The sequence below is a fragment of the Brevibacterium sp. XM4083 genome, assembly GCF_006489205.2.
Taxonomy (GTDB): Bacteria; Actinomycetota; Actinomycetes; order Actinomycetales; family Brevibacteriaceae; genus Brevibacterium.
Genome location: NZ_VFYR02000003.1, coordinates 646,110 through 671,777, shown reverse-complemented (window position 1 = coordinate 671,777; position 25,668 = coordinate 646,110). Strand labels below are relative to the sequence as shown.

The window sequence follows — 25,668 nt, the reverse complement described above, 5'->3', positions numbered from 1 at the left end:
CCTCGCCGAGGCGGCCCTCACTCGATGCCGAGGCGGGCGAAGGCGTTGCGGAAGATCGTGAGATCACCGAGGCCGGGCAGCTTCTGCACGCGCTTGTCGAGCTTGTCGACCTCCTCGCTCTGGCCGCGGAAGAGATAGGACATCACGTGCTTGACCTCGGCGTCGTCCATCATCCCCGAGCCCACTGGCTTCCACAGCTTCCCCAGCGCGAGCTGCACGATCCGCTGCGCCCGCGGATTGTCCTCGAGGCGCTCCCGGGCCTGGGTCGAGTAGAAGGCGACGTGCCGCGTCTCCTGCTTGGCGATGCGCTCGAGCAGCGGTGAGAGCACAGGGTGGTCCTGCATCGCCGCCATCCGCCGGTAGCCGGCGGTCGCCGACAGTTCGTTGGCCGCGCCCCACGCCATGTGGACGGCGATGAAGTCGGAGCCGACCATGTTCGCCAGCAGCGACTGCTTCGCCGGGCCGAGCGCGAGCTTCCAGCCGAGTCCTGCGCGCTTGGCCTTGATCTCGTCGTAGTCGACGTGGATGCCGTGCTTCTCGAGCACGGCGGCGAGCGCCTCACCGTGCCAGAACTCCTCCCGATTCCACATCGTCATGAACGCCGCCGGAGCGTCCTCCCGATGAGAGGGAGTGACGAGCAGCTCCCGGACGAAGCACGTCGTGTGGTACTCGACATCGCACATGTAGCGCACCGACCGCAGCGTGTCGCGGTCGAGGGGCATCTCGTCGAACACATCGAGATCGAGGTCGGACCACTTGACCGCCTCGGACGTCTCGGCGTAGTTGTCGAAGTCAAACGCCATTCTCACTCCTCACTCGAGATGTCGGCGCCGGGGCGCTCGGACTGTCGGCTCGCCGCGCCGTGCGCAGGGCCGCCCGCACCTGGGCCACCGACGGCTGCGGGTTCCCGGGCAGCAGCCGGCCGATGACGGTGTCGGAGTCGCCGAGCTCCTGGCGGGCGACGCTGCCGGTGAACAGACTCGACAGGGCGACCGCCTCGTCGGGGTCGGGCACACCGACGATCCGCAGCGGCGCCCACGGCTTGGCGACGTGGAGGCGCGCGGTGAGCGCTTCGGAACGGGACCGGGTGATGCGGGCGATCGCCTCGGTGCGGAAGAACCGCACGATCTCATCCCGCCTGTCGACCACCTCGGCGAGGACTCGGGCGGCCTCCCCCGTCAGACGCGGCAGGAGTGCCCGCTCCGCGGTCTGCAGCGCGCCCTCCTGGAGGGCGAGCCGGGCCATGTGACCGGCGGTGATGGGCTCCTTGACGGCTCCGCCGAGGACGGGCGCGACGATCGGCAGGGCGCGTTCGACCCAGGCGCCGCGCAGCGTCGACGACAGGGAGCGCGGGGCGCGGGGCGAGCGGTGAGCGTCTCCGGCGTCGAGGATCTCGCGCAGCGCCCGGGCCAGCCAGTACCGCTCGTAGCCCCACGCGGTGACGAAGGCGGTGATCCGCGCTTCGTTGGCCGTCCACGAGGCGAGCATGGCACGGGTCTCGGCAAGTGCGGAGTTCTCCAGGCGCCAGAGGAAGCCGAGGTCACGGGCCGCCTCGGCGGGCAGGTCGAGGTGCTCGGCATCGACCGTGATCCGGCCCCGGGCCGCCGCGAGGTAGCCCGGGACGTCGAAGTCGGTGACGAGGACCGTCGGATGCGCGGCGTCGGAGAACAGCCGGCCGTTGACGTGGCCCGGCGGATGGTCGCTGGTCACCATTCGAGCACCTTCCATCGCTTCTTCAGGGCCAGTCCATAGAGGCCCAGGTCAGGGGTGACGGCGATCGGTTCGCCGACGAGTTCGAGCCACGCCGCATCCGCCAGCGAATCCCCGTAGCCGGTCGACTTCCCGAGGTCGGCGCCGATCCCGCTCGCGTACTTGCGCAGCCAGTTCGCGCGGGCCTCGTCGACGAGCGGCGGCGTCGCGAGGTAGCCGGAGAGGACCCCGGCCTCGGTGACGTCCATGCGGGTGGCGACGACCTCGTCGAAGAGATCGGCCAGCGGTTCGACGAGAACCTCGAGGGCCCCGGTGACGAGCACCGTGCGGTGCCCGGCCGCGCGATGCTCATCGATGAGGGTGCGCGCCTGCGGGCGGATCGAGCTGCGGATGCGCTCCCCGAGACCGCCCGCGATGACCTCGCGCAGCTGTTCGATGCGGAACCCCTTGTAGCGGCGGTTGACCATGCGGATGAGCTCCGACCGGTCGCGGGACTCCGCCCGCAGCAGGCCCGGAACGATCCCCGCGATGCCGGCGAGCGCGGCCGGCCAGCGGTGCGGCGGCTGGGTCGCGCGGACCACGGCCGCGTACTGCCGGACGATGTTCGTCGAGATCACCGTGCCGTCGAGGTCGAAGACGGCGAGGGCGTCCGGGGCCGGGGCGATCGGCGCCGGACTCGCCTGCCGGGCGGTCGAGCGCCCCCGCTTGCGGGCATAGCTGCGGGTCAGCTCCGTGACCGCGGGCAGGTGGATGTCCTTGAAGTACCGGTCCCAGTCGATCTCGGTGACGTCGAAGCTCCTGGCGTGACCGGGCGGCAGCGCCGCCTGGAGGGCCCGGGTCGCGGCGTCGTCGAAGACCATCTCCGTCTTCGTGTACTGGCGGTAGAGGTCGGCGAACTGGCGCAGCGAGCGCAGCCCGGAGTCGATGCGGCTCAGCCGCGCCGCCCACTGCCGGGTCCGGCGCGAGGACGGGAGACGGTCGACGATGCTGCGGCCCGCCCGGGAACTCAGCTCCTTGAGCCGGATCCGCTGCTCGATGAGCTCGGAGTTCGGGAAGCTCCACTCCGGCACCGGGGTGGGTTCGCCGTCGGGATCGGGCAGCGGTCGGTCGAGGAAGTACTCGCGCACCGTGCGCACCATCTGGTGGAACGGGAGCGGATTGCTCGTCCCGGACACGACGTGGAAGTACTCGGGTTCCCGCGGGAGTCCGTCACCGTGAGCGGCATCCGCACGCCCGTCCTCGGCATGCGCACGCTCCCGGTCGACGAGGGCGAGGATGACGTTGACGACGAAGTCGACGGGGATGATGTCGAGCACGGAGTCCGCGTGACCGGGGAATTCTGTCAGACTGCCGTTCGCGTAGGCCATGATGAGCGGATCGGCGACCTTGAAGCCGTCGATCCACCCGGGATGCGGGTGACGCAGCGCCGATTCGATGATCGAGGGTCGGACGAAGGAGACGCGATGGCCGGTGTCGGCCCACTCCTCCTCGGCGACCCGTTCGGCCATCGCCTTCGTGAACGTGTAGACGTCGGTCCATCCCAGCGATTCGGCGCGGGTGCGGCCGAAGTCGACGAGGCGGTCGGCGACGTGGGTCTCGCGGGCGGCTTCCGCGGCGGCGGCGACGGCCTTCGGTCCCATCCGGGAGCTCTGTGCGCGGGCCTGCCGGAGGAACCCGCGCAGGCTCTCCGGGGTCCGTGATTCGGCGTCGACGCGCTCGCGCGCGAGCTCGGCGGCCGCGGATTCGGCACGGTGGTCGACGGCGTGGCTGAGCCGACGCTCCTGGGCCACGCCCTTCGAGATCCCGCCGACGTACGCGGTGGAGACGTGGATGACGTGCGGGTCCTGACCGGAGACGAGCAGCGCCCGGTAGAGGTTCTCGACCCCGCCGACGTTCGTCCGGAACGCCTCGTCGATGGGGGCGTCGAAGGACACGCTCGAGGCGGAGTGGATGACGATGTCGATCGGCTCCGGCAGCGGCGGCAGGTCGGTGAGATCACCCTCGAGGACCTCGACTCTCGTCCGCACCGCCTCGGCGACGGCATCATCCCCGACCCTGGAGCTCCAGTCGGCGAAGACGGGCTTGGTCAGCAGCCTCTCCACCCGGTCCCGGCCCGTCTGCGTCCCGCGGGGACGGACGAGGACGGTGACGGTGTCCTCCGGTCGGCTCTCGAGCAGAGCCTGGAGGACCGCCTGACCGAGGAATCCGGTCGCACCGGTGAGGAGAATGCGGCTCGGTGTCATGTGCAGCCTATCGAGGTGTGAGGAAACGGTATCGGAGTCTGATTCGGAGTCACGGCCGAATCGGATGGGACCACGGGCGAAGTCATTGCGCAGTCACCTGCGAGTATGACCCGCGTCACTGTATCGTGACAAGTATGCATGTTGCTCTCATCACCGGCGGCACCGCGGGCATCGGCGCCGCGTTCGCGCGCGCGTTCGCCGCTCGCGGGGTCGACCTCGTGCTCGTCGCCCGGAATCGCGACCGGCTCGAGGAGTTCGCGGCGGAGCTGCGCGACGGCAGCGGGGTCGCCATCGAGACCATCGTCGCCGATCTCTCCGACCGCGCGGCCCAGGCCGAGGTCGCCGAGCGCATCGAGGCTCCGGGCTCGCGGCCGCCGATCGACATCCTCGTCAGCAATGCCGGGTTCTCCGTCCGCTCGAGTCTGCTCGACCCCGACCTGCGGCAGCATGATCGGGGCTTCGAGGTCATGCAGCGGACGGTGCTCGTCCTCGGTGGTGCGGCCGCCCGCGCGATGGCCCTGCGCGGACGCGGCTGGATCATCAACGTGTGCTCGGTGAGCGCCGGGCTCACCCAGAACAACTACACCGCGATCAAGGCGTGGACGCAGAACTACTCCGAGTCGCTGTCGGTGCAGACGGCGGGGACGGGAGTGACCGTCACCGCTCTCGTGCCCGGATGGGTGCGCACCGAATTCCACGCGCGCGCCGGCATCGCCGGCACCTCGATCCCCGATCTCCTCTGGCTCGATGCCGACGACCTCGTCGAGGAATGCCTGCGCGATGTCGCCCGCGGCCGCACCGTGAGCGTCCCCCAACTGAGGTGGAAGGCCATCGTCGCAGCCCTGCGCGCAACTCCTCGTCCCGTCATCCACCGGCTCTCCGCCCTGCTCACCTCGCGGCGGAATGAGGAGGAATGAGGGCGTGGGCCGGCGGGATCCGTCGGGTCCGGGATCGCAGTCGGGGCCGCAGTCAGGGCCGCTGAGTTCACGCCGGAGGAATTCTCCCGCCGAGGCGGCATCCAGAACCGCGGTCGGCTCCGAACAGCGGGTGATGACCTCTGATACGTCCCCACCTCGCACGCCGGTGTCGACGGAGAAGTACCGCTCCCGACCCCGTGCGCTGTTGCGCGCTCTCCTCCAGCGCGTCCTCTTCCGCGCCCTCGTCGTCTCGACGATCTCGCCGACGGTGCGGATCGAACCGCGGGTCCGCGGGCTGACCGAGGGCTACCTCGTCATCGCGAACCACACCTCGCATCTCGACGCTCCGCTCATCGCCCAGAGCCTGCCCCACCGGCAGGCGCGCTTCCTCTCCACCGGCGTCGCCTACGACTACTTCTTCACCGCCTGGCACAAGCGGCTCTTCGTCCGCAGCCTCTTCAACGCCTTCCCCGTCTACCGGGAGGGCTCGCGCGGCAGCTCCGAGGTCCCGCGGGCGCTGCTGCGCGCAGGCGTCCCCGTCCTCCTCTTCCCCGAGGGCGGTCGGCAGCAGGGCCGCGTCATCGCCGATTTCAAGGTCGGGGCCGTCAAGCTCGCCGTCGATGCCGGGGTGCAGATCGTTCCGGCCGCCGTCGTCGGCGGGTTCGAGGCGATGCCCAAGGGAGCGAACTGGCCGGTGCCCGGCCGACCGCCGGTGCGCATCGTCTTCGGCGAACCCGTCATCCCCCGGCCCGGGGAATCCCTGCCGGCGCTCACCGCCCGCGTCCAGTGCCTCGTCGAGGAGCTCTTCGACTCCGGAGCCGACGCCATCGGGGTGCCCCGCCTCGCGCACCGGCATGAGAAGCTCGCGCCCGGCGAAGAGCCGCGCATCCCCACTCATGCCCCGGAGCCGGACAAGCAGACCACGCAGCACCATTGGACGACCGCCCCGAGCCCCCGCCGTCATCGGTCGCGGACTCGGGGCCGCCTCGGCGAAAGCACGGATGAGAGGATGAGGAATTGAGCGCACCGGTCAGAGCGGAGGACGTCAGGCGGCATCGCTGGTGGGGCTGGGGCGCCGACGGCGTCGAGTTCCGCTGGGAGACGAAGCCGGCGTTCGCGGCGATCGCGAAGGAGAAGGTCGGGCTCGACCTGTGGAACGCCCCGCGCCCGCGCACTCCGGACCTCGCCGACGTCGACGCGCCCGCGTCACGGTTGCCCGCTGACCTCCTCGCCTCCTTCGCCGAAGCGGTCGGAGCCGACAACGTCAGCACTGATGACGAGCTGCGCATCGTCCACTCGTTCGGCCGCTCCCTGCCCGACCTCTACCGGGTGCGCAACGGGATCATGCCGCGGCTCACCGATGTCGTCGTCCATCCCGGCAGCGAGGACGAGGTCACAGCGGTCCTCGACATCGTCCTCGCACACGACCTCGTCCTCATCCCCTACGGCGGCGGGTCGTGCATCTCCGGATCGGTCACCCCGGATCCGGCGGAGACCCGCCCCATCGTCTCGCTCAACCTCGGACGGATGCGCCGGGTCCTCGACGTCGACGAGTACTCGGGGCTGGCCCGGGTCGAGGCCGGCGCCTACGGTCCCGACCTCGAAGAGCAGCTCAACCTCCGCGGCTGGACGATGGGGCACTTCCCCGACTCGTTCAGCTATTCGACCCTCGGCGGGTGGGCGGCGACCCGCTCATCGGGGATGCAATCGGATAAGTACGGTGACATCGAGGACATCGTGCGGGGGATGCGCGTCGTCCATCCCCGCGGTGTCGTCGTGAGCAAGCCGATCCCGGGTCGCGACTCCGGCCCGTCGGTCCACGAGATGATCCTCGGCAGTGAGGGCCGCCTCGGCGTCATCACCGAATGCACGGTCCAGATCCACCGCCGGCCCGAGGTCAGGGAGGTCGTCGCGTACCTCTACCCGGATTGGGCGTCAGGCGTCGAGGCGATGCACGACATCGCGCGCTCCGAGGTCAGCCCCACCTTCACCCGGCTCTCCGACGGACCCGAGACGCGCTTCAGCCTCGCCATGGTCTCGCAGCCGACCTCGGTGAAATCCAAGGTCAGCGCCCGTGGTCAGGATGCCCTCTTCGCGTATCTGCGCGCCCGCGGCTGGGACACGACGGAAGGGATGTGCCTGTCCTACGTCTGCTTCGAGGGGTCGAAGGAGCACGTCGCGCGGGAGCGGGCCGAGGTCAAGCGGATCGTCTCGGGTCGCGGTGGGATCAGCCTGGGCACCGGGCCGGGAGCGATCTACGACCAGAAGAAGTTCGACACCCCGTACCTGCGCGATTTCCTCCTCAACTACAAGGTCTTCGGCGATGTCTGCGAGACCGGGGTGAGCTGGGCGAACCTCAAGACGATGCACGCCCGCGTCCACGAGCGCTTCGAGCAGGTGCGTCGGGCGCAGGGCGGGCCGGGCTTCATGTTCTGCCACCTGTCCCACAGCTATCACGGCGGGGCGTGCCTCTACTTCACGTTCGCCGTCCCCTACAGCCGCGAGGACACCGCGCTGACGGAGTACCAGTTCGTCAAGGACGCCGTGCAGCAGGAGTTCATCGACTCCGGCGGCGGGCTCTCCCACCATCACGGGGTCGGCACCGAGCACCGGCCGTGGATCGTCGACGACGTCACCCCCGCCGGGGCGTTCATCGTCGACTCGCTCTTCCGCGCGAGCGATCCGGGCCGGAATCTCAACCCCGGCAAGATCGTCGCCGAGGCGGACGTCGAGTCCGCGGGTGTTGACTGACCGCCGTTGACTGACTCAGCCCGCAGGCTATCGTCCCGGCTCCTACGTGAAGTGCCGACGGGTGAGGGCATCCGCAGGCAGGAACGTCTCCAGCCGCAGACCCTCGAGGGCGGTGTCGGCGGCGGTGGTGAGCTGGGCGCTGGTGCTGAACAGCTTGAGCACTCCTGTCTCGGCGCGCAGGGACATCGCGACCACGGGACCGGCCGGAGCCTCCGCGCGGGGTGTCTCTCCGATGAGTTCGCAGATCTCGTCGGCGAGAGCCCTGAGTCGCACGTCGCATGTGCGCTGCCCGCGCCGCAGCACCTGGTGGTAGAGGTGGGCGGCCCACTCGGACAGGTTCTCCAGGCGCGGGGCCAGGCCGCGGGGATGGACGCTGAGACGGACGGCATTGACCGGTGGTTCGAGCAGCTCGGGGTCACAGCCGGCCAGCAGGTCAGCGACCGCGTCATTGGCGTCGATGATCGTCCACTGCTCGTCGAGGAGCAGAGCCGGGTACGGTGCGTGCGCATCGAGGAGATCTCGCAGGCCGGTCATCACCACGGACAGGGAGGCGTCGTCGAGGTCCGTCTCTGAGTACTTCGGTGCATAGCCGCCGGCCAGCAGCAGCCGATTGCGCTCTCTCAACGGCACATCGAGGTTCTCCGCGAGGAAGTCGATCATCTCGGGAGTGGGGTGGGCACGCCCGGTCTCGACCCGACTCAGGTGGCGGGTCGAGACGGTGGAGAGATTCGACAGCTCCTGCTGGCTGAAGCGCCGCTGCTCCCGCCACCACCGCAGCATGTCCCCCACCGAATGCACCTTCGCCACCGTGTCCATGTCGCCAGTGTAGGTGCGCGCCGAACCCGTCATCCATGACCTCGGAGGTCATGGCCACGGCACGGATGCGGCGAAATCATGGGTGATGTTCCTGCACGCCGAACACTCAAGGAGAGCCATCATGCAGCAGATCATCGACGCCTACATCGCGACGTGGAATTCCACCCGGGACGACCGGCAGGCACTGCTCGAGCGTCACTTCTCTGCCGACCTCAGCTATTGCGATCCGCTGTCGCAGGTCGGAGGCCGCGGAGGCATCGACGCCCTCATCGACAGCACGCAGTCGCAGTTCCCGGACTTCGTCTTCACCCCGCTCGGAGATCCGGACGGCCACCATGACCAGGTTCGCTTCCGTTGGGGCCTGGGGCCCGAAGGCGCGGAACCTGTCATCATCGGCTTCGACGTCATCGTCATCGATGACGATGGCCGGATCGAGGATGTGCGCGGGTTCCTCGACAGGGTGCCGGACTCGGCCTGAGCACCCGAGGCCTCCGGCCGGTGCCCACGCGGCACCGGCCGGGGGCGTCTCCGCCACCCTGACTGCCGGGGCCGTCCCCCTGCTAGGCTCGCGCACATGGACACCTCGGAGACGCTCGAGACCGCACAGTACCGCCTCACCGGGTTCGCTCACGGCGGCGGCTGTGCGTGCAAGATCCCGCCCGGTGAGCTCGAGGACGCGGTCCGCGGGCTGACCGGGCAGACGCACCCCGAGGTCATCGTCGGTCTCGATGACGGCGACGACGCCTCGGCGGTGCGCATCCGCGAGGATCTCGCGGTCCTCTCCACCGCGGACTTCTTCACCCCCGTCGTCGACGACGCCTACGACTGGGGTCGGATCGCAGCAGCCAACGCGCTCTCGGACATCTACGCGATGGGCGGGACCCCGGTCACGGCGATCAACCTCGTCGGGTGGCCGCGGGAGACGCTGCCTATGGAGCTGCTCACCGAGGTGCTGCGCGGCGGTCTCGATGTCGCCGGGCAGGCGAACTGCCCCGTCGCCGGCGGGCATTCGATCGACGATCCCGAACCGAAGTACGGGATGGCCGTGACCGGCATCGCCCATCCCGAGGCGATCATGCGCAACGACGCCGCCGAGGCGGGACTGCCGATCACCCTGACGAAGCCGATCGGGGTGGGGATTCTCAACAACCGGCACAAGCAGACCGGGGAGGTCTTCGACGAGGCGATCGCGACGATGACGCAGCTCAACGCGGACGCCTCGCGGGCGGCCGTGGCCGCCGGCATCCGCGCGGCCACCGACGTCACCGGGTTCGGGCTGCTCGGCCACCTGTTCAAGATGGGCCGGGCCTCCGGGATCGGTGCGGTCATCGACGCGGCTGCGGTGCCCCGCCTCGGCGGGGTCGATGAGTCGATCGCCGCGGGCTTCGTCTCCGGCGGGACCCGGCGCAATCTCGACTGGGTGCGGCCGCACCTGACCGCGGATGACACCGTCACCGAGGCGGACCTCCTCCTGCTCGCGGATGCGCAGACCTCCGGCGGCCTCCTCGTCGTCGGGGAGCTGCCGGGGCACCCGATCATCGGGGAGACCGTCGCCGGCTCGGGCATCCGGATTCGCTGAACCGGGTCAGCTCACCCGTGCCTCGATGCCCGCGATGAGGAGATCGAGCCCGCGGTCGTAGACGAGTCGGTTGCGCTCTGCACCGGTCGGATGGCCGGTGGCGAGTTCGGCCAGCGGTGAGCTCGGATCTCCCGGTGCGAAGATCTGATTCGGGGACAGGGCGTCGAGGGCGACCCCGAACGCGAACGCGTCGAGGACTTCGAGGGTCGTGAGCAGTTCGTCCTCGGGCAGGCCGGCGCGGCGGAGGATCTCAAGGAGCGCTTCATAGAGTCGCAGGGTCGCGGGTTCGTCGATCGTCACCCCGAGGAGATGGATCATCACCCGCGGATGGTCGGCGTAGAGGCGCCAGAGTGACCCGACGCCGGCCCGCAGCGAGTCCTGCCACGCCGCGTCGGTGAGGGTGACGAGGTCGTAGTCGCCGTTGAGGACCTCGCGCATCGCATGGACGATTCCGTCACGTCCGTCGACGTGGTGGTAGAGCGAGGAGAGGGAGACCCCGAGGCGCTTCGCGAGCGGTTGGATCCTCAGCTCCTCACCGGCATCGAGCATCTCGATGGCGGCGAGCGCGATCTTCTCCCGGCTCAGCAGCGGGGACGTCGGTCGGGCCATGGCGCACTCTCCTCCTTCTCGCGACTCTGCGACTGCGTGCGACTCCGCGCCTGCTCACTACGGAGCGAGTGCCGGGTCCGGCGACGATGCGATTGACAAGCTCTCGAGCCGACGTGCACCATTCTAGGTAACCGAAAACTTTTCGTTTAGTCAATGAGTGCCGCCATCGGCACCGCGACACCGGCAAAGGGGCCACTTCATGAGCACAGCACCCGCACCCGTCGACGATCCCCGCGTCCCGCTCGGACTGCGCAACGGCGCGGCGGTCTTCCTCGTCGCCCTCGCCGGACTCATGCTCGCCAACCTTGCTCCCCTCGTCCTCGCCGTCCTCGAGGACATCGGCTTCGACGTCATCGCCGCTGGCAACATCCTCACCTGGGCGCTGCTGGCCTCGGCGCTCGTCGGACTGGGGACCTCGCGCCCGGCGGCAGGACGCCACCGCCGCACGATCGCCGTGGTCGGACTCGTCATCGCCATCATCGGCTTCCTCGCCGCGGCGCTCATCGGCAGCCCCACGATCGTCGTCGCCGGACTCATCGCCGGCGGTGCCGGGGTGGGCGCGGCGATCTCGACCTCGGGGGCCGCGATCGCCGCGATCGAGAACCCCAACCGGGTGAGCGCGACGAGCGGCGTCGTCAATCGCCTCCTCGTCATGGTCGTCCTCGGGGTCATCCCGGCGATCGGCCTCGCCCAGTTCACAGTGTTCGGGGCGCTGGCGCTGCTGTCGGCCCTCAGCCTCGCCGTGACGATCTGGCTGCCGGCCACTCCCGACTACTCATCGGCGGTCATCGCCGCCGAGTCCCCCGCCGGCACCCGCGCGCCCCGGAAGGTCGTGCTCGCCGGCATCGGCATCCTCATCATCTTTCCCCTCTGGGGCACGAGCGAGGACTCCGTGTGGACACTCGCCCCGGTCCTCGGTGACTCCGTCGGCCTGAGCGAGCAGTCCCTCGGCTTCGCCCTCAGCGCCGCCGCCGGCTGCGGGGCAGCGGCGATGCTCATCGTCATGCTCTTCGGCACCCGGATCGGGCGAGCGGTGCCGCTGGCCGTCGCGCTCATCCTCGGCGGGGTGACGAAGATCTGGATCGGCATGACGACCGATCCGCAGACCCTGGCTGTGCTCATCGTCGTCGTCAACACGATCTACGCGTTCGCGTTCGTCCTCTTCATCGCCACCGCCGCCGGACTCGACGCCCGCGGGTACTGGTCGGGTCCCCTCGTCGGGGCCTACATCGTCGGATCGAGCTTCGCTCCGCTGCTCGGCGCATGGGTCATCGACACCGTCGGCATCCCCACCTTCGGGCTGATCATGGGCATCGTCAGCTTCGTCGTCGTCATCCCCACGGTGCTCATCGCCCGCGTCTCGACGCGCGTCGAACGCACCCTGACCCACCTCGGCGAGGACTCACCGCCGCCTGCGGATCCGTCGACCGCGGACACTCCCACCACCGAGGCGACCGCCACCACGACCGACTCCTCCACCACCGCTGACGCCTCCGACTCGGACTCCGCCACCGACGCCACTGACGGACGGAACGCCACCCCCAGCGACTCCGCCTCCGACAAGACCGAAAGGACATCATGACCACCGTCCTCACCAATGCCACCGTCTTCACCGGCAGCGCCGATGCCCCGCTCCACGAGGCCGTCGCCTTTGAGGCGGGACGGATCCTCGCCGTCGGTGACGCGGCCACCGTCCGGGCGATCGCCGGTGAAGACGCCGAGGTGGTCGACCTCGACGGTGCGCTCGTGTCCCCCGGATTCGTCGAGGCGCATACGCATCTGGCGATGCTCGGGCAGACCCTGGACAAGGTGCAGCTGCGCGACGCCGGAAGCCTGAGCGAGATCCAGGAACGACTGCGGGCGGCCCGCAGCGCGCAGCCGGAGGCGGCGTACCTCCTCGGCGCGAGTTGGATGTTCGACGCCGTTCCCGGCGGGCAGCCGACGGCGGCGATGATCGACGAGGTCATCGACGACATTCCCGTCATCCTCGACTCGAACGACGTCCACTCCTCCTGGGTCAACACTGCGGCGCTCGAGGCGATGGGCATTACGGCAGAGACGCCGAATCCTCCCGGTGGGGAGATCGTCCGCGACGCCGACGGGCAGGCGACGGGCTTCATGCTCGAGACCGCGGCGATCGAGTACGTGTGGTCCTATCTCGATGAGATCACGACGGCCGCCGACCGTGAGCGGTTCCTCGACACGGCATTCGAGGCCTACCTGCACAGCGGGGTGACCGCGGCGACCGATATGGCGCTCGGCGAGCCCGAGCTCGCCGCCGTCGTCCGCCTGCTCGAGCGCGACGGCCGCCTGCCGTTCCCCGTCACGGCGCATTGGCTCCTCCGTCCCACCGGTGATCCCGAACGGGATCTCTCCCAGGTCACGCGAGCGGTCGAGGTGCGCGACCAGGTGGCCGCGCTGGACGGCTCCGAGTGGTTCCGCCTGGCCGGGGTGAAGTTCATCCTCGACGGCGTCATCGACGCGTGCACCGCGGCGATGCGGGCGCCGTATGCGAATGGGACGAACGCCGAGGCGATCTGGTCGTATCAGACCGCCGCACCGGTGGCCGTGGCCGCCGATGCCGCCGGTCTGCAGCTGGCGATGCACGCGATCGGCGATCATGCGAGCGAGATCGCGCTCGACCTCGTCGAGGAATGCGGGCGGGCGAATGGTCCGCGGCTGCGCAGCCCGCGCATCGAGCATCTCGAGTCCGTCACGGATGACACGATCCGCCGCATGGCCGCGCTCGGCGTCGTCGCGTCGCTGCAGCCGGTCCACTGCGATCCGGCGATCATGGACAACTGGATGGCGATGCTCGGCGACGAGCGCGCGGAGACCGGCTTCCCTTGGCAGAAGTTCCGCGACGCGGGGGTGCGGATCGCGCTCGGAACCGATGCGCCCACGGCTCCCCTCGAGGCGGCGCACAATCTCTTCATCGCGCTGACGACACGGTCAGCGCTCAGCCCGGGATCTGCCGTCTATCACCCGGAGAGAGCGTTCACCCCGGGTCAGGCTCTTGAGGGGCTGACCCTCGCGGGGGCAGTGGCGGGCGAGTTCGGCGATGGGATCGGGCGGATCGTGCCCGGTGGTCGCGCGAATCTCGTCGTCCTCGACGTCAACCCGTTCACCGGCGACCCGGACGACCTCCTCGAGTCGACGGTCCTGCGGACCTACGTCGACGGCGAACTCGTCGCCGGCAGCGCGGCGTCGACGCGCGAGTAGCTCGCGAACGGTGCGCAGACACCTGGCGGGTGGGTTTCTCGCCAGCGGGCACGGTCGGGACGATCCGAGGCGCGCGAAGGAATGCGGGGCTTCACAAACAGCCAGAGTGAACTAGACTGCCCCGAACGGCGGACCATCCGGAGCTCAACGACGGAAGCGAGAAGCGCATGGAACGTGTGACCGGTATCGGTGGGGTCTTCTTTCGCGCTGAGCGGCCCGATGAGCTGACCGCCTGGTACGAACGGCACCTGGGAGTCGAGGCACCCCCCGAGACCTACGACACGCCGTCGTGGTGGCAGCAGTCCGGCCCGACCGTGTTCGCGGCGATGCCCGCGGACTCGGATCACTTCGGTGGACCGCACAAGACCTGGTCGGTGAACTTTCGCGTCGCCGACCTCGACCTGATGGTCTCGCAGCTGCGGCAGGCCGGCATCGTGGTGGACGTCGATCCGGAGATCTATCCCAACGGCAGGTTCGCGACCCTGACCGACCCGGAAGACAATGTCGTCCAGCTCTGGGAACCGGCCGGCGCCGACGCAGCAGGGGTGGCGACGGATCCGGGGTGAGGCTCCACCTCAGGCTGCGTTCGCGCGACCGATCCTGCCCATTGTCGGGTGGTGCTCGGTGCCTGCCTGTTGCTCCGCCTGCCAGTCCCGGCTAGAGCCTCCTCGGAGGCCGTACATGACCTTTCCCTGGTGGCCCGGCACAATCCAGGTCCTCGTCACCCTGGTCACCGTTGCACTTCTGTTCCTCTGACCGGGACTTATCCGCTCATGCCGCTGAGTGCGCGGCTCCGCCACGGTGGTGCCTACCGTCCCACCTGCGCCGCGACGCCTGATGGGCCCTCAAGCCGGTTGCACACGCCGACTTCCCGCGGGGCGGCGCACCGCCCCGCGGCCGGCTACCAGCCGGTGGTGATCGAGTCGTCGGTGATGCCCTGGGCGCGGCGTTCCTCGAGGCGGGCGCGCTGCGGTTCGATGACGTAGCGCGGATCCTTCGTCGAATCGATGCCGGCCTCGAGCATCCCGAAGCGCGTGTACGCCGAGGCTGCCGCGAGTGCCGTACCGCTGACCACGGACAATGTCCGCAGCAGTGCACGGACCTTCCAGCTGCGTCCCGCCTTGTTCGCCGCGACGGTGGCAGCGCCGGAGGCGACCGCCCGTCCGGCGACGCCCTTGGCCACGGCCTGCGCGACACCCGATGCCGTGAGACCGGCGACGCCGGTGGCCGCCGTCTTCGCGACGCCCTTGATTCCGCGCAACGCCGTGTCGCCGGTCCGGCTACCGAGCTTCTTCGCGAAGATCCGCGCCCCCACCTCGACGACGGCCGCGCCGACCGCCCCGGCGATGAGGAGCTTCTCGGCGCGGTGGAGCTTGTGGCCGGGTTCGCCCTCCTCCATCGGCTCGACCTCGACGGGGTGCATGCCCTTCTTCATCCGCGACATCGCATAGAGGTCGCCGGCCGAGCCCATGAGCGCGAGCAGACGCGCCGGTTCGGCCTCGCGCACAGGTGAGAGCGCCATCGCCGCACCGCCGGCGGCCAACGACGCCGAGGACACGAAGACGAACGGCAGCCCATTGCGGCCAGCGGCATTCCACGTCGGCACCGCCGTGTCGCCGAGGAGGACCGCCGTGTACGCGGCCAGCGGAGTCGCGAAGAGCGCGGACTCGAGGGCCGCGGGCAGTTCGAGGGCGTGGAGGACCTTGCGCAGCGGTCCCAGCGGCAGGATCTCCTTCGTCAGCCGGTCGACCTCGATGACCGAGGTGACACCGGCACCGACGCCGAAGCCCGAGAGGATCCACGTGCCGAGGCTCATCGGGGAGGACACCTTGACCACGCGCATCATGTTGATGAAGCGCTCGGGGCGACCGAGGTCCTTGACGAGCGCCGCGCCGCCGAGAGCCGTCGCGCCGATCGCGGTGAGCCGGGTGGCCGTGCGCATGCCCGGCCGGTCGCTCAACTGGGCGCCGAGGCCGAGCAGCGTCGACCCGCCGGCCAGCCCGCCGAGGAAGAGGTAGAGCGAGATCTCATGACCCCATGGCGGCGGTTTGACGATCGGGCGACCGTAGTACGAGGTGAACTCGACGTCCTCGACCATCGGCATCTCGCGGCCGCCGTCGGCGCCGCGGTTCTGCCAGCCTCCACCGGAGCCCTGCCCACCGGAACCACCGGAGCCGGACCCGGATCCCCCGCGACCGCCTCGGCGACGCTTCTTCCGGCCGCCTTCGGGCTCGGGGGGACGGTACGAATCGTAAACGGATGAGCTCATGAACGCTTGCTCCCGAGGAAGGACAGGCCGGCCGCGGCGATCATGCCGAGGGCGGCGATGCCGGCGGTGGCGAACATCGCGGGCAGGTCCTTCGTCGCGACCCGGGGGTCCGGCGGCAGGCCGTAGACCTCGGGTTCGTCGAGGAGGAGGAAGACCGATCCGGTGCCGCCGACCCCGTCGTTCGGGTTCGCGCCGTAGAGGCGCGCCTCGGTGAGGCCCTTCGCGTGGAGATCGGCGACCCGCTCGTGGGCCTGGGCGACCATGTCCTCGCGGTCGCCGAACTTGATCGACGTCGTCGGGCACGTCTGCGCGCAGGCCGGGGTCTGGCCCTCGACGAGGCGGTCGTAGCAGAGCGTGCACTTGTTCGCCGTGTGCATGTTCGGGATGTCCTCGGTGTCGAGCGGGTACTCCTCCCCGCTGCGATCCGTGGGCGGGCGGATCGTGCCGTCGTCACGGCGTTCGATGACGCCGAACGGACACCCGGCCACGCAGGTGCCGCAGCCGTTGCAGACATCGGCCTGGACGACGACGGTGTCGAACTCGGTGCGGAAGAGCGCACCGGTCGGGCACACGTCGAGGCAGCCGGCGTGCGTGCAATGCTTGCACACGTCGGAGGACATCAGCCAGCGGAAGTCCGCGGTGTCCGGCGGCGTCGTGTCGACACCGTCGAAGTCGACGGGGTCGAGCGCGCCGGGGGCGAGGAGATCGACGTCGAGCTGCGGTGACGACGGCAGTCCGCCGCCCACCGGCTGCGGACCCGAAGTCTCATCGGTGCGCGGCCTGATCGAGGGCATGCCGAGGTTGACGAGCTTGCGCCCAGATTCCCTGGCCGCCTCGATCTGCTCCTTGCCCTGTTCGACGAAGGCGACATGGCGCCACGTGTTCGCGCCGAGCTCACCGGTGTTGTCATACGACATCCCGAGGATCTCGAAGTTCCCGTCCTGCGGGTTGTGGTTCCACTCCTTGCAGGCGACCTCGCAGGCCTTGCAGCCGATGCAGATCGAGGTATCGGTGAAGAATCCCTTGCGATTCTGCGTCGTCTCATGCCAATGGCCGTCCGCGACGGTGCCGGAATCCAGCGTCGGTGCCGACATCAGTTCTCCTCCTCTTCCTGTTCTGCTCTCCTGCGCGCGTTCTTCTCGTACTCCCACGCGTTCGCGGGCTGCTCGGGATCGACCGGCGTGTACGGGTTGCCCTCGGCGTCGTAGCCGAAGTGCGGGTCACCGTCGGTGGGATCCCCGTCGACGGCGTAGTTCGCGTCGACCCGCTTGTTCGGCTGCTCACCTCCGGACTCACGATCGCCGGCGCCCTCGGGCGCACCGCTGGCGCCGGCTCCGCTGCCTGCGGAGTCCCCGGAATCCGTGGGTGCGCTGTAGCCCTTCGCCGAGGCGGTCCCGGAGTCCTCGGATTCGTCGGCTCCGTACGTGCGACCGGGGGTGACGCCGACCGCGGAGTCGCCTCCGCGTTCGTTGTGCCCACCCGTGTGCGCCGGAGAGCTCGCCTCGGCGGCGCGGTCGACGACCTCGGGCGGAACCGTGACGAGTTCGTTGCCCGACTCCGGGGTGAGCCCGGCCTCGCGCTGGTACTTCTCGACGAAGTCGACGAGCTCGGGTCCGCGCGGCCGCCTGCCCGGCAGGGCGGTGCCGGCGACGTACTTGCCGTTCTGGATGAAGACGTTGGGGTCCATCGTCACGCCGAGGAGGTCGTTGGCCGAATCGCCGTCGACCCATGCGCCCTTGCCGCCGACGCCCCAGTGGTAGGGCAGGCCGATCTGGTGGACCCACTTGCCGCCGATCTTCAGCGGTGTCATCCGCTCGGTGATGAGGACCCGGGCCTCGATCGCCGCCCGCGGGGAGACCAGGGTCGCCCAGCCGTAGGGTTCGAGTCCGACCTCTTCGGCGAGCTCCGGAGAGACCTCGCAGAACATCTCGGGTTGGAGCTCCGAGAGGTAGGACAGCCAGCGGGACATGCCGCCAGCCGTGTGGTGCTCGGTGAGACGGTAGGTCGTGAACACGTACGGGTAGACCTCGGAACCGGGGAACCCGGCGCCCGGGGCGGACAGGTTGTCCTCCCGGCGCATGATCTTGCGCAGCGGATTGTTCTGCTGCGTGTAGAGCGGGTTGCCGATCGTCGATTCCTGCGGTTCGTAGTGCGTGGGCAGGGGTCCGTCGACCATGCCGCCGGGGGCGAAGAGCCAGCCCTTGCCGTCGGCCTGCATGATGAACGGGTCGTCGCCGTCGAGTTGACTAGGACCGCCGAAGGGCACATCGGAGTGTGCTTCGGGGTTGAGCTCGACGGGGAAGTCGGGTTCGTCGGCGCCGACCCAGCGGGCCTTGTCCGTGTCCCACCACACGAGCTTCTTCCGCTCCGACCACGGCTTGCCCTCAGGGTCGGCCGAGGCGCGGTTGTAGAGAATCCGGCGGTTCGCCGGCCACGCCCACGCCCATTCGGAGGCGATCTCGTCCTGCTCGGTGCGCGGTTTGCGGCGGGCGGCCATGTTGACGCCGCCGGAGTAGATGCCGGTGTAGATCCAGCAGCCGCCGGCGGTCGTGCCGTCGTCGCGCATCTGCGTGTAGACGTCGAGCGGCTGCCCGTCCTTCTCCCCGCCGACGTAGTAGCCGTTGACCTCGGCGAGGACCGCTTCGGGATCGACCTCGCCGTCCTCGTCGAGCGGGTAGTCCCACGTCAGGTCGAGGAGCGGGCGATCGCGCGGATCGTCGGAGTCAGCGAGCTTCGCGCGGATGCGCTTGCCGAGCTCGTAGAAGAACTCGAGTTCGCTCTGCGCCTCACCCGGCGGGTTGACCGCCTTGTGCCGCCACTGGACGAGGCGCTGCGTCTGCGTGAACGTGCCCGCCTTCTCCGTGTGGTTGGCCGCGGGCATGAAGAAGACCTCGGTGTCGATGTCCTCGGTGCGCAGCTCCCCGGTCTCGATCTCCGGGCCGTCCTTCCACCAGGTGGCGGATTCGATGAGGCTGAAGTCGCGGACGACGAGCCATTTGAGGTGGCTCATCGCCATCCGCTGCATGCGCCCGTTCGCCGACCCCACGGCCGGGTTCTGGCCGAGGAGGAAGTACCCGTCGACGCCGTCGTTGAGCATCCGCACCTGCGTCTGGTAGGTGCCGTGGGCGCCGTTGATCCGCGGCAGGTAGTCGAACGCGAAGTCGTTCTCCTGCGTCGCCGCGTCACCCCACCAGGCCTTGAGCAGGCTCGTCGCGTAGCTGCGGCCGTTGGCCCAGTAGCCCTTGTGGGTCTCGGGCGTGCCGACGGCGGCGACGTAGTCGTCGAAGGTGTCGTGGACGCCGGCGCTCGGCATCGGCAGGTACCCGGGCAGGAGGTTGAACAGCGTCGGGATGTCCGTCGAACCCTGGATCGTCGCGTGTCCGCGCAGCGCCATGATGCCGCCGCCGGGGCGACCCATGTTGCCGAGCAGGAGCTGGAGGATCGAGGCGGTGCGGATGAACTGCGCGCCGAGGCTGTGCTGCGTCCACCCGACCGCGTACGCGAAGCACGTGGTCCGTTCGCGACCGGAGTTCGTCGTGATCGATTCGAGGAGGTACTCGAAGTCCGACTCCGAGATCCCGCACGATTCGGCGACCATTTCCGCGGTGTAGCGCGAGTAGTGGCGCTTGAGGATCTGGAAGACGCTGCGCGGGTCGGTGAGGTTGGGATCGCGCAGGGCGACGCCGGCCTCATCGGTCTGGTACGACCACGTCGAGTTGTCATACGAGTTCGTCGCCGGGTCGTAGCCGGAGAACAGTCCGTCGAGGTCCTCGGGGTCGAGGTAGTTGTCGCTGATGAGGTTCGTCGCGTTCGTGTACGACCGGACGTACTCCTCGAAGTAGAGGCCGTCGGTCAGCACCCGGTTGATGAGCGCGCCGAGGAGGACGATGTCCGAGCCCGCCCGGATCGGGACGTGCTTGTCGGCCACCGCCGTGGTCCGGGTGAACCGCGGATCGACGTGGATGATCCGGGCACCGCGGGCCTTGGCCTCAGTCACCCATTGGAAGCCCACCGGGTGGCATTCGGCCATGTTCGACCCCTGGATGACGATGCAGTCGGCGTTCGCCATGTCCTGCACCGGCTGGGTGGCGCCGCCGCGCCCGAACGAGGTTCCCAGACTGGGAACCGTGGCGGAGTGTCATATGCGGGCCTGGTTCTCGATCTGTATCGCGCCGGCGGCGGTGAAGAGCTTCTTCGCGAAGTAGTTCTCCTCGTTGTCGATGGTCGCCCCGCCGAGGCTGGCGATGCCCATCGTGCGACGCAGGGGGTGGCCCTGGTCGTCGAAGTCCTCCCAGTGGTTGCGGCGGGCTTCGAGGAACCGGTCGGCGACCATGTCGATCGCCGTGTTCAGGTCGAGCTTCTGCCAGTCCTTGGCCTTCGGGGCGCGGTAGAGCACCTCGGTCTGCCGGGAGGGGTTGTTGACGAGCTGTTCGCTCGCCGCGCCCTTCGGGCAGAGGCGTCCGCGCGAGATCGGCGAGTCGGGGTCTCCTTCGATGCCGACGACCTTGTCGTCCTTGACGAAGATCCGCTGCCCGCAGCCGACGGCACAGTACGGACAGACGGACTGGACGACCTTGTCGGACGTCGTCGTCCGCGGGACGATGTTGCGCGTGTGCTCTGACACCACGGACTCGCCGCGTCCGGTCGAATCGGACGAACGGAACTGCCGCAGCACCGGCCACTCGAGAAAGCTGAACCGTGCCATGGCGTCATCATACCCCCGCACTCTCTACGGCGTGTAGTGAAGAATGCCTAAACTTTCCTTGCCACGAGAATGCCGTCCTCGAGCTCGGACTCCGTGCCATCGGGCCCGGTCACAGGCCGATTCCGCGTCTCCGCGAGCACAAGCTCCCATGGTCCGCCTCCGCTGTCGGTGAGGAGTGCGAAGTCCTCCTCGGGCGTGCCGAAGTCGCCGTCGAGCCCGTGGTGCTCGTGTCCTGCTCCCTCATGCTCTGAAGCCTCGCCGCCTGCCCACGGCGGAACCGTGGCGTGGGAGATGAGGATGAGCGTCCCGCCGGGGCTGACGAGCTCGCCGAGGTGGCGCATGAGGTCCGCGCGGGTGTCGGGCAGGCGGGTGTGGAGGAAGCATCCGGTGACGAGGTCGTAGGCGCCGCGGTGGTCGTCTGCGGTGGCCCAGTCGACGAGGTCGGCGGCGGCGAAGTCCGCGTCCGCTCCTGCCGACTCGGCGGCGGCTCGGGAGCGGGCGATCGCCGTCGGCGAGAGGGCGATGCCGGCGGCCTGCCAGCCGCCGCCGGCGAGCCAAATGACGTCGGCGCCCTCACCGGAACCGACGTCGAGACTGCGGCCCGGGGTGAGGTCGAGGTCGGTGACGACGTCGACGAGGGCGACGTTGGGACGGCCCGACCACACTGCCTCGGCGCCGGAGTAGCGGTTCTCCCACTCCTCGACGGAACCGGGCACCCGCCCGGATTCGGACACCTGCCCGGTGTCGGCTGCCGTGTCGGGTGCGGACACAGACGCGGCCCGGGCATGGGGCCCGGGCCGGTCGGTGTGGCTGTGGTGCTCGGTCACTGTCCCTGACCGGGCGCGCCGTCGGCGGTGGAGTCGGCGCCCTCGCCGGCTTCGCGCTTGGCGATCTCGGCGCGGACCTCGTCCATGTCGAGGTCGTTGACGGCGGTGATGACCTGCTCGAGCTGCGGGGCGGCGAGCGCACCGGGCTGAGCGAAGACGACGATGCCGTCGCGGAACGCGACGAGGGTGGGAATCGAGGTGACGTTGAAGAGGCCGGCGAGCTGCTGCTGGTCCTCGGTGTCGATCTTGCCGAAGGCGATGTCGGGGTACTGCGTCGAGGCCTGCTCGAAGACCGGGGCGAACTGGCGGCACGGGCCGCACCATTCGGCCCAGAAGTCCAGCAGGACGACGGAGTTGTCGGTGATGGTCTGCTCGAAGTTGTCCTGGGTGATCTCGATCGTAGACATTCGGGCAGTCTAACGACGGTTCCTCCATTTTGCCTGCATGTTTCCCTGCCGTCTTGAGCAATGGGACTCAGGGTCGTCCACGACGCAGCACTCCCGCCTACCCGGCGGGGTCGACGGGCTTGAGGGCTGTGCCCGAGGCGATCTGCGTGGCGATGACGGCGGTGAGCGCACCGGCGAGCATGAGGGAGGCGAGGACGACGATCTGGAACTGGGCCGCCTCGAGCGGGGAGGCGCCGCCGAAGAGCGCGCCGACGAAGGCGCCGGGCAGAGTGACGAGACCCGTGTTCTTCGTCTGGTCGAGGTTGGGCAGCAGGGCCTCGCGGACCGCGATCTGCCGCAGGCGCTTCGTCGCCCGGCGCGGCTGCGCTCCCACGGCCAGCCACGCTTCGACCTCACCCCAGCCCCCGCGCAGTTCGCCGTCGTAGCGGCGCATCGCGAGCGTGGCCGCCGTCATCGCGTTGCCGGAGACGATGCCGGCGATCGCGATGACCCGCTCGAACTGGAGATCGACGAGACCGAGGGCGAGGACGAGCCCGAGCGTGACGAGGGTTCCGACGATGACGCCGACGACGGCTCCGAGCGGTCCGCGCGGCACCTCGCGGGACCGGCGCAGCGAGGTCAGCGAGGCGGTCGTGAGCATGAGGCCGATGAACGCCGCGACCGCCCACCACGCAGTGAGTGCACCGGAGAGGAGGAGGGCGACGAGGGCGAGCTGGACGACGGCGCGCACGATCGCGACGACGGGCAGCCAGCCGAGCCCCACCTCGGCGATGCGGAGGATCGTGACCGTGAGGACGACGAGAACGGCGATGCCGGCCAGGAAGGGGAGAACCTCGGTGAGCGTCACCGTCTCAGTGTAGGGCTGTCGCTCAGCCCTGATCGGGCTGCCACGGGTCGGAGAAGACCTCCTTTCGACTCCGTTCGATCTCCTCATACGACCGTGCAGACGGCGGGTGCGCACCGGCCCGATAGGCCGCCACCGCGGCCGCCGCTTGAGTGATGGCCGCGCGGAACGGCCAGGATCCAGTGCTCACCCGACCGACTCCGAGGTCGCGCAGCCGCTGCCACGGCAGCTGCGCCAGCAGGTTGAGGGGAACGTCGCCGAGGAGGTCGACGAGCTCCTCGATCGTGCGCTCCTCTCTCAGACCGGGAACGAAGACCCCATCCGCCCCCGCCTCGGCGTACGCCCGGACGCGGCTCGCCGTCTCGTCGCGCGCTGCTCCGAGCCAGTGGGTGTCGACCCTCGCGTTGACGAAGAGCGCGGGGGCGGCGTCCTTGATCGCTGTGATCGCGGCCGCGTGGTCGGCGGCGCGGGTGAGGTGATCGCCGCGACCGTCTTCGACGTTGATCCCGGCGATGCCCATGACGGACAGGTCGAGGGCGAGTTCGGCGGGATCGTGGCCGAAGCCGCCTTCGACATCGATGCTGACCGGGACGGGGAGGACGCTGAGGCGACGCGCCAACTCCATCGTCTCCCGGTACGCGGCACCTGTAGCGTCGGGCAGTCCGTGGGAGGCCGCCACGCCGAGACTCGTCGTGCCCAGCGCCGGATACCCATCGGCGACGAAGGCCGTTGCCGACGCACAGTCCCAGGCGTTCGGCAGCAGCAGCGGTTCATCCCCCCGATGCAGATCGGCGAACCGGTTCACTCCGTCCATGAGCGCGCGGGCCTGCTCCTCGCCCGGACACGCATGTCTGCCGGCGCCGAACGGATGATCGGTGAGGTCGATGAGGATCTCCTCGCCCGATGGTCTGCGGCGGCGAGTGAATGGGACTGCGGGTACGCTGCCCTTCGCCCACGCGGTCAGCGCACCCGACGCCTGCACGAGCAGCCCGATGCGGGCGGCGGTCGCCTCGTTCCGTTCCCCACCCGCGGCGGCGACCAAGCGCTCGACGGCGGCATCGGTGTGCGGAGTGATCGGCTCATGAGGCTGGTAGCCTGCTGCGGCGATCTCGACGTCGACGACAGCGTCGCGAGGCATGCCGAGGGCAGCGGCCAAGGTGGCCACCGGATGGCCGGGTCGACGCAGATGTGCGAGGTCGATCGCCTCGAGCAGGCGAACCGCGTGGGCGCGACGGCGCTCATGGTCCGGGCCGTCGCAGAACCTGGCGACGTGTGAGCGCAGCCAGGCCATGCCATGCGCACCGTCGGCAACATGGGGAACAGAGAGAGCGGGATCCTCGAGAGAAGTCATAACTTCATCCTCGAGCCCGAACACTTCGGTGGTCACCACACTGTCGGGGGCGCACACTGAGAATATGAGCGCAGAGAACCTGTCCGCGGTGGCCGGGGCCGTCGCCGACCCGACCCGGGCCCGCATGCTCGTCGCGCTCATGGACGGTCGCGCGTGGACGGCTCGAGAACTCGCCCACGGCGCCGGCGTCACCCCGTCGACGGCGACCAGCCACCTCAACCTCCTCGTCGACCGCGGGCTGCTGCGGGAGCGACGCCAGGGACGGCACCGCTATGTCGAGCTCGCCGGGCCGGCAGTCGCGCACGCGCTCGAAGCCGTGGTCTCTCTCGGCGAGCAGCCGTTGCCGAAGGTGCACAGCCTGCGGGAGGCGACGATCGATTCGGCGCTGCGCCGGGGTCGGACCTGTTACGACCATCTCGCGGGCAGTCTCGGAGTCACGATCACGCAATCGCTGATCGGCAATGGCGTGATCGACGATTCCTTCGCGCTGACCGCCCAGGGGCGGGCGTGGATCGAGGACACCCTGGCGACCTCGCTGCCGGCGGGACCCCGCCCGGTCACTCGCGAGTGCCTCGACTGGACCGAACGGCGGGTGCACCTCGGCGGGGCGCTCGGGGCGCTCATCTGCTCGACTCTCCACGAGCGAGGCTGGGTGCGCGGCGCCGCGAGCAGCCGGGCGGTGACTGTGACGCCATCCGGGACAGAGGCGCTGCAGCGAGTGCTGAGCATCGACGTCGCCAGCGCGACGGGCTGAGACCGCACGCCCGTCCCGACGACCGAATTCGGGCAGGGAACATTGCATCGGATTCGACGTCGGACCGGGACGAATCTCTGATAGACTGGCCCCATCGCTTCAACTCCCTCCCTCTTCATTTCGATCGCGTCCTGTGTCGACGCGTCCCCCAGGTTTTCGTCGGTTCCGCAGCGCTCTCGCCTGTGCTCCGACGGGAAGATCACACCTTTGGGCCACCGAGCGATCGGCCCCCGCCGTTCGCAGAGCGGCCGACTGTGTGTGACAAGCCGGATCCACGTCGGATCCGACCATCAAGACCGCTCCGGCGGTCGCAGCTGAATAAGGAAACAAGGAATATGACCACAGGTACCGTGAAATGGTTCAACGCGGAAAAGGGCTACGGATTCATCCAGCCTGACGACGGTTCGGCCGATGTGTTCACGCACTTCTCCGCCATCGAATCGACCGGTTACCGCGAGCTCACCGAGGGCCAGAACGTCGAATTCGAGTCCGAGATGGGACAGAAGGGCCTCCAGGCCACGAGCGTTCGCCCCCTCTGAGCTCAGAGCCCAGAGACTTCTCACCGCGACTGACGCCGGATCGGCGTCGACGGCGGTGAACTGATCGGCAGCGGCCGGTGACAGTGATGACCACTGTCACCGGCCGCTTCGCATTCATCCGCCCA

The 25,668-nt window shown here is 69.4% G+C and carries 21 protein-coding genes and 1 pseudogene; 10 read left to right on the top strand and 12 right to left on the bottom strand.

Features of this window, described 5'->3' with window-relative positions; translation table 11 throughout:
• Positions 1–17 precede the first annotated feature (17 nt).
• Genes FJ887_RS12320 through FJ887_RS12310 form a run of 3 tightly spaced genes read right to left on the bottom strand, consistent with a single transcriptional unit; the run spans position 18 to position 3,953 of the window.
• Positions 18–803, bottom strand: coding sequence for a ferritin-like domain-containing protein (locus FJ887_RS12320; RefSeq protein WP_137825888.1), 786 nt, complete (start codon positions 801–803; stop codon positions 18–20).
• Positions 793–1,713, bottom strand: coding sequence for a hypothetical protein (locus FJ887_RS12315; protein ID WP_137825889.1), 921 nt, complete (start codon positions 1,711–1,713; stop codon positions 793–795). Before FJ887_RS12315 ends, FJ887_RS12320 begins: the two co-directional genes overlap by 11 nt.
• Entirely contained in the window at positions 1,707–3,953 is a 2,247-nt protein-coding gene (locus FJ887_RS12310) for an HAD-IB family hydrolase (protein ID WP_137825890.1), read from the bottom strand. The genes FJ887_RS12315 and FJ887_RS12310 overlap by 7 nt, the downstream gene beginning before the upstream one ends.
• Positions 3,954–4,087: 134 nt before the next feature.
• Here FJ887_RS12310 and FJ887_RS12305 point away from each other — a divergent pair, with 134 nt between their 5' ends.
• The 3 genes from FJ887_RS12305 (at position 4,088) to FJ887_RS12295 (ending at position 7,621) form a co-directional block, all read left to right on the top strand.
• On the top strand, positions 4,088–4,870 hold the full coding sequence (locus tag FJ887_RS12305; RefSeq protein ID WP_137825891.1) for an SDR family NAD(P)-dependent oxidoreductase: 783 nt from the start codon (positions 4,088–4,090) through the stop codon (positions 4,868–4,870).
• A gap of 133 nt (positions 4,871–5,003) precedes the next feature.
• Complete coding sequence (locus FJ887_RS12300) at positions 5,004–5,891, top strand: lysophospholipid acyltransferase family protein (RefSeq protein ID WP_249356805.1); 888 nt, start codon at positions 5,004–5,006, stop codon at positions 5,889–5,891.
• Positions 5,888–7,621 (top strand): FAD-binding oxidoreductase, encoded by a 1,734-nt coding sequence (locus FJ887_RS12295; protein WP_137825893.1) that lies wholly within the window; start codon positions 5,888–5,890, stop codon positions 7,619–7,621. Before FJ887_RS12300 ends, FJ887_RS12295 begins: the two co-directional genes overlap by 4 nt.
• Before the next feature lie 42 nt (positions 7,622–7,663).
• Here the strand turns inward: FJ887_RS12295 and FJ887_RS12290 are convergent, their stop codons facing one another.
• Positions 7,664–8,437: a helix-turn-helix domain-containing protein gene (locus tag FJ887_RS12290; protein WP_171007059.1), complete on the bottom strand. Its 774-nt coding sequence runs from the start codon at positions 8,435–8,437 to the stop codon at positions 7,664–7,666.
• A 121-nt stretch (positions 8,438–8,558) separates the two neighbouring features.
• Between FJ887_RS12290 and FJ887_RS12285 the strand changes: the two genes are divergently transcribed.
• Positions 8,559–8,915, top strand: a complete 357-nt coding sequence (locus FJ887_RS12285; protein WP_137825894.1) for a nuclear transport factor 2 family protein — start codon at positions 8,559–8,561, stop codon at positions 8,913–8,915.
• 96 nt (positions 8,916–9,011) lie between these two features.
• A complete protein-coding gene (selD, locus tag FJ887_RS12280) occupies positions 9,012–10,016 on the top strand; it encodes a selenide, water dikinase SelD (RefSeq protein WP_137825895.1) in 1,005 nt (334 codons plus the stop codon).
• A 6-nt stretch (positions 10,017–10,022) separates the two neighbouring features.
• On the opposite strand, the gene FJ887_RS12275 is transcribed toward selD, so the two are convergent.
• A complete protein-coding gene (locus FJ887_RS12275; RefSeq protein ID WP_137825896.1) occupies positions 10,023–10,625 on the bottom strand; it encodes a TetR/AcrR family transcriptional regulator in 603 nt (200 codons plus the stop codon).
• 199 nt (positions 10,626–10,824) lie between these two features.
• Here FJ887_RS12275 and FJ887_RS12270 point away from each other — a divergent pair, with 199 nt between their 5' ends.
• The 3 genes from FJ887_RS12270 (at position 10,825) to FJ887_RS12260 (ending at position 14,413) form a co-directional block, all read left to right on the top strand.
• The gene (locus tag FJ887_RS12270) at positions 10,825–12,207 is read left to right on the top strand and encodes an MFS transporter (RefSeq protein WP_181365650.1); all 1,383 of its coding nucleotides are present in this window, start codon (positions 10,825–10,827) and stop codon (positions 12,205–12,207) included.
• Positions 12,204–13,847: an amidohydrolase gene (locus FJ887_RS12265; RefSeq protein WP_140955441.1), complete on the top strand. Its 1,644-nt coding sequence runs from the start codon at positions 12,204–12,206 to the stop codon at positions 13,845–13,847. Before FJ887_RS12270 ends, FJ887_RS12265 begins: the two co-directional genes overlap by 4 nt.
• A gap of 167 nt (positions 13,848–14,014) precedes the next feature.
• Positions 14,015–14,413 carry a VOC family protein gene (locus FJ887_RS12260; RefSeq protein WP_137825898.1) on the top strand — a complete coding sequence of 133 codons (399 nt, stop codon included), beginning with the start codon at positions 14,015–14,017 and terminating at the stop codon, positions 14,411–14,413.
• Positions 14,414–14,748: 335 nt separating this feature from the next.
• On the opposite strand, the gene nrfD is transcribed toward FJ887_RS12260, so the two are convergent.
• The 7 genes and pseudogenes from nrfD to FJ887_RS12225 form a co-directional block, all read right to left on the bottom strand.
• Positions 14,749–16,116 carry an NrfD/PsrC family molybdoenzyme membrane anchor subunit gene (nrfD, locus tag FJ887_RS12255; RefSeq protein WP_137825899.1) on the bottom strand — a complete coding sequence of 456 codons (1,368 nt, stop codon included), beginning with the start codon at positions 16,114–16,116 and terminating at the stop codon, positions 14,749–14,751.
• On the bottom strand, positions 16,113–17,210 hold the full coding sequence (locus FJ887_RS12250) for a 4Fe-4S dicluster domain-containing protein (RefSeq protein WP_137825900.1): 1,098 nt from the start codon (positions 17,208–17,210) through the stop codon (positions 16,113–16,115). Before FJ887_RS12250 ends, nrfD begins: the two co-directional genes overlap by 4 nt.
• Before the next feature lie 446 nt (positions 17,211–17,656).
• Positions 17,657–20,821 (bottom strand): annotated as a pseudogene (gene fdnG, locus FJ887_RS12245) (formate dehydrogenase-N subunit alpha); the annotation flags it as partial.
• Between the two features lie 47 nt (positions 20,822–20,868).
• Positions 20,869–21,591, bottom strand: coding sequence for a class I SAM-dependent methyltransferase (locus FJ887_RS12240; RefSeq protein WP_249356806.1), 723 nt, complete (start codon positions 21,589–21,591; stop codon positions 20,869–20,871).
• Positions 21,592–21,644: 53 nt separating this feature from the next.
• Positions 21,645–22,055, bottom strand: a complete 411-nt coding sequence (gene trxA / locus FJ887_RS12235; protein WP_137825903.1) for a thioredoxin — start codon at positions 22,053–22,055, stop codon at positions 21,645–21,647.
• Positions 22,056–22,152: 97 nt separating this feature from the next.
• Positions 22,153–22,902 (bottom strand): ABC transporter permease, encoded by a 750-nt coding sequence (locus FJ887_RS12230; protein ID WP_249356807.1) that lies wholly within the window; start codon positions 22,900–22,902, stop codon positions 22,153–22,155.
• Between the two features lie 22 nt (positions 22,903–22,924).
• A complete protein-coding gene (locus FJ887_RS12225; RefSeq protein ID WP_212743330.1) occupies positions 22,925–24,250 on the bottom strand; it encodes an isocitrate lyase/PEP mutase family protein in 1,326 nt (441 codons plus the stop codon).
• A 64-nt stretch (positions 24,251–24,314) separates the two neighbouring features.
• Between FJ887_RS12225 and FJ887_RS12220 the strand changes: the two genes are divergently transcribed.
• Both FJ887_RS12220 and FJ887_RS12215 read left to right on the top strand, forming a co-directional pair.
• Entirely contained in the window at positions 24,315–25,004 is a 690-nt protein-coding gene (locus tag FJ887_RS12220) for an ArsR/SmtB family transcription factor (protein ID WP_137825905.1), read from the top strand.
• A 335-nt stretch (positions 25,005–25,339) separates the two neighbouring features.
• Complete coding sequence (locus FJ887_RS12215) at positions 25,340–25,543, top strand: cold-shock protein (protein ID WP_137825906.1); 204 nt, start codon at positions 25,340–25,342, stop codon at positions 25,541–25,543.
• The last annotated feature ends 125 nt before the right edge of the window (positions 25,544–25,668 follow it).

Bases quoted from the DNA above. Each gene is read 5' to 3' on its own strand.
- FJ887_RS12320 (WP_137825888.1), bottom strand. From the start codon at position 803: ATGGCGTTTGACTTCGACAACTACGCCGAGACGTCCGAGGCGGTCAAG.
- FJ887_RS12315 (WP_137825889.1), bottom strand. From the start codon at position 1,713: ATGGTGACCAGCGACCATCCGCCGGGCCACGTCAACGGCCGGCTGTTC.
- FJ887_RS12310 (WP_137825890.1), bottom strand. From the start codon at position 3,953: ATGACACCGAGCCGCATTCTCCTCACCGGTGCGACCGGATTCCTCGGT.
- FJ887_RS12305 (WP_137825891.1), top strand. From the start codon at position 4,088: ATGCATGTTGCTCTCATCACCGGCGGCACCGCGGGCATCGGCGCCGCG.
- FJ887_RS12300 (WP_249356805.1), top strand. From the start codon at position 5,004: ATGACCTCTGATACGTCCCCACCTCGCACGCCGGTGTCGACGGAGAAG.
- FJ887_RS12290 (WP_171007059.1), bottom strand. From the start codon at position 8,437: ATGGACACGGTGGCGAAGGTGCATTCGGTGGGGGACATGCTGCGGTGG.
- FJ887_RS12285 (WP_137825894.1), top strand. From the start codon at position 8,559: ATGCAGCAGATCATCGACGCCTACATCGCGACGTGGAATTCCACCCGG.
- selD (WP_137825895.1), top strand. From the start codon at position 9,012: ATGGACACCTCGGAGACGCTCGAGACCGCACAGTACCGCCTCACCGGG.
- FJ887_RS12275 (WP_137825896.1), bottom strand. From the start codon at position 10,625: ATGGCCCGACCGACGTCCCCGCTGCTGAGCCGGGAGAAGATCGCGCTC.
- FJ887_RS12270 (WP_181365650.1), top strand. From the start codon at position 10,825: ATGAGCACAGCACCCGCACCCGTCGACGATCCCCGCGTCCCGCTCGGA.
- FJ887_RS12265 (WP_140955441.1), top strand. From the start codon at position 12,204: ATGACCACCGTCCTCACCAATGCCACCGTCTTCACCGGCAGCGCCGAT.
- FJ887_RS12260 (WP_137825898.1), top strand. From the start codon at position 14,015: ATGGAACGTGTGACCGGTATCGGTGGGGTCTTCTTTCGCGCTGAGCGG.
- nrfD (WP_137825899.1), bottom strand. From the start codon at position 16,116: ATGAGCTCATCCGTTTACGATTCGTACCGTCCCCCCGAGCCCGAAGGC.
- FJ887_RS12250 (WP_137825900.1), bottom strand. From the start codon at position 17,210: ATGTCGGCACCGACGCTGGATTCCGGCACCGTCGCGGACGGCCATTGG.
- trxA (WP_137825903.1), bottom strand. From the start codon at position 22,055: ATGTCTACGATCGAGATCACCCAGGACAACTTCGAGCAGACCATCACC.
- FJ887_RS12225 (WP_212743330.1), bottom strand. From the start codon at position 24,250: ATGACTTCTCTCGAGGATCCCGCTCTCTCTGTTCCCCATGTTGCCGAC.
- FJ887_RS12220 (WP_137825905.1), top strand. From the start codon at position 24,315: ATGAGCGCAGAGAACCTGTCCGCGGTGGCCGGGGCCGTCGCCGACCCG.
- FJ887_RS12215 (WP_137825906.1), top strand. From the start codon at position 25,340: ATGACCACAGGTACCGTGAAATGGTTCAACGCGGAAAAGGGCTACGGA.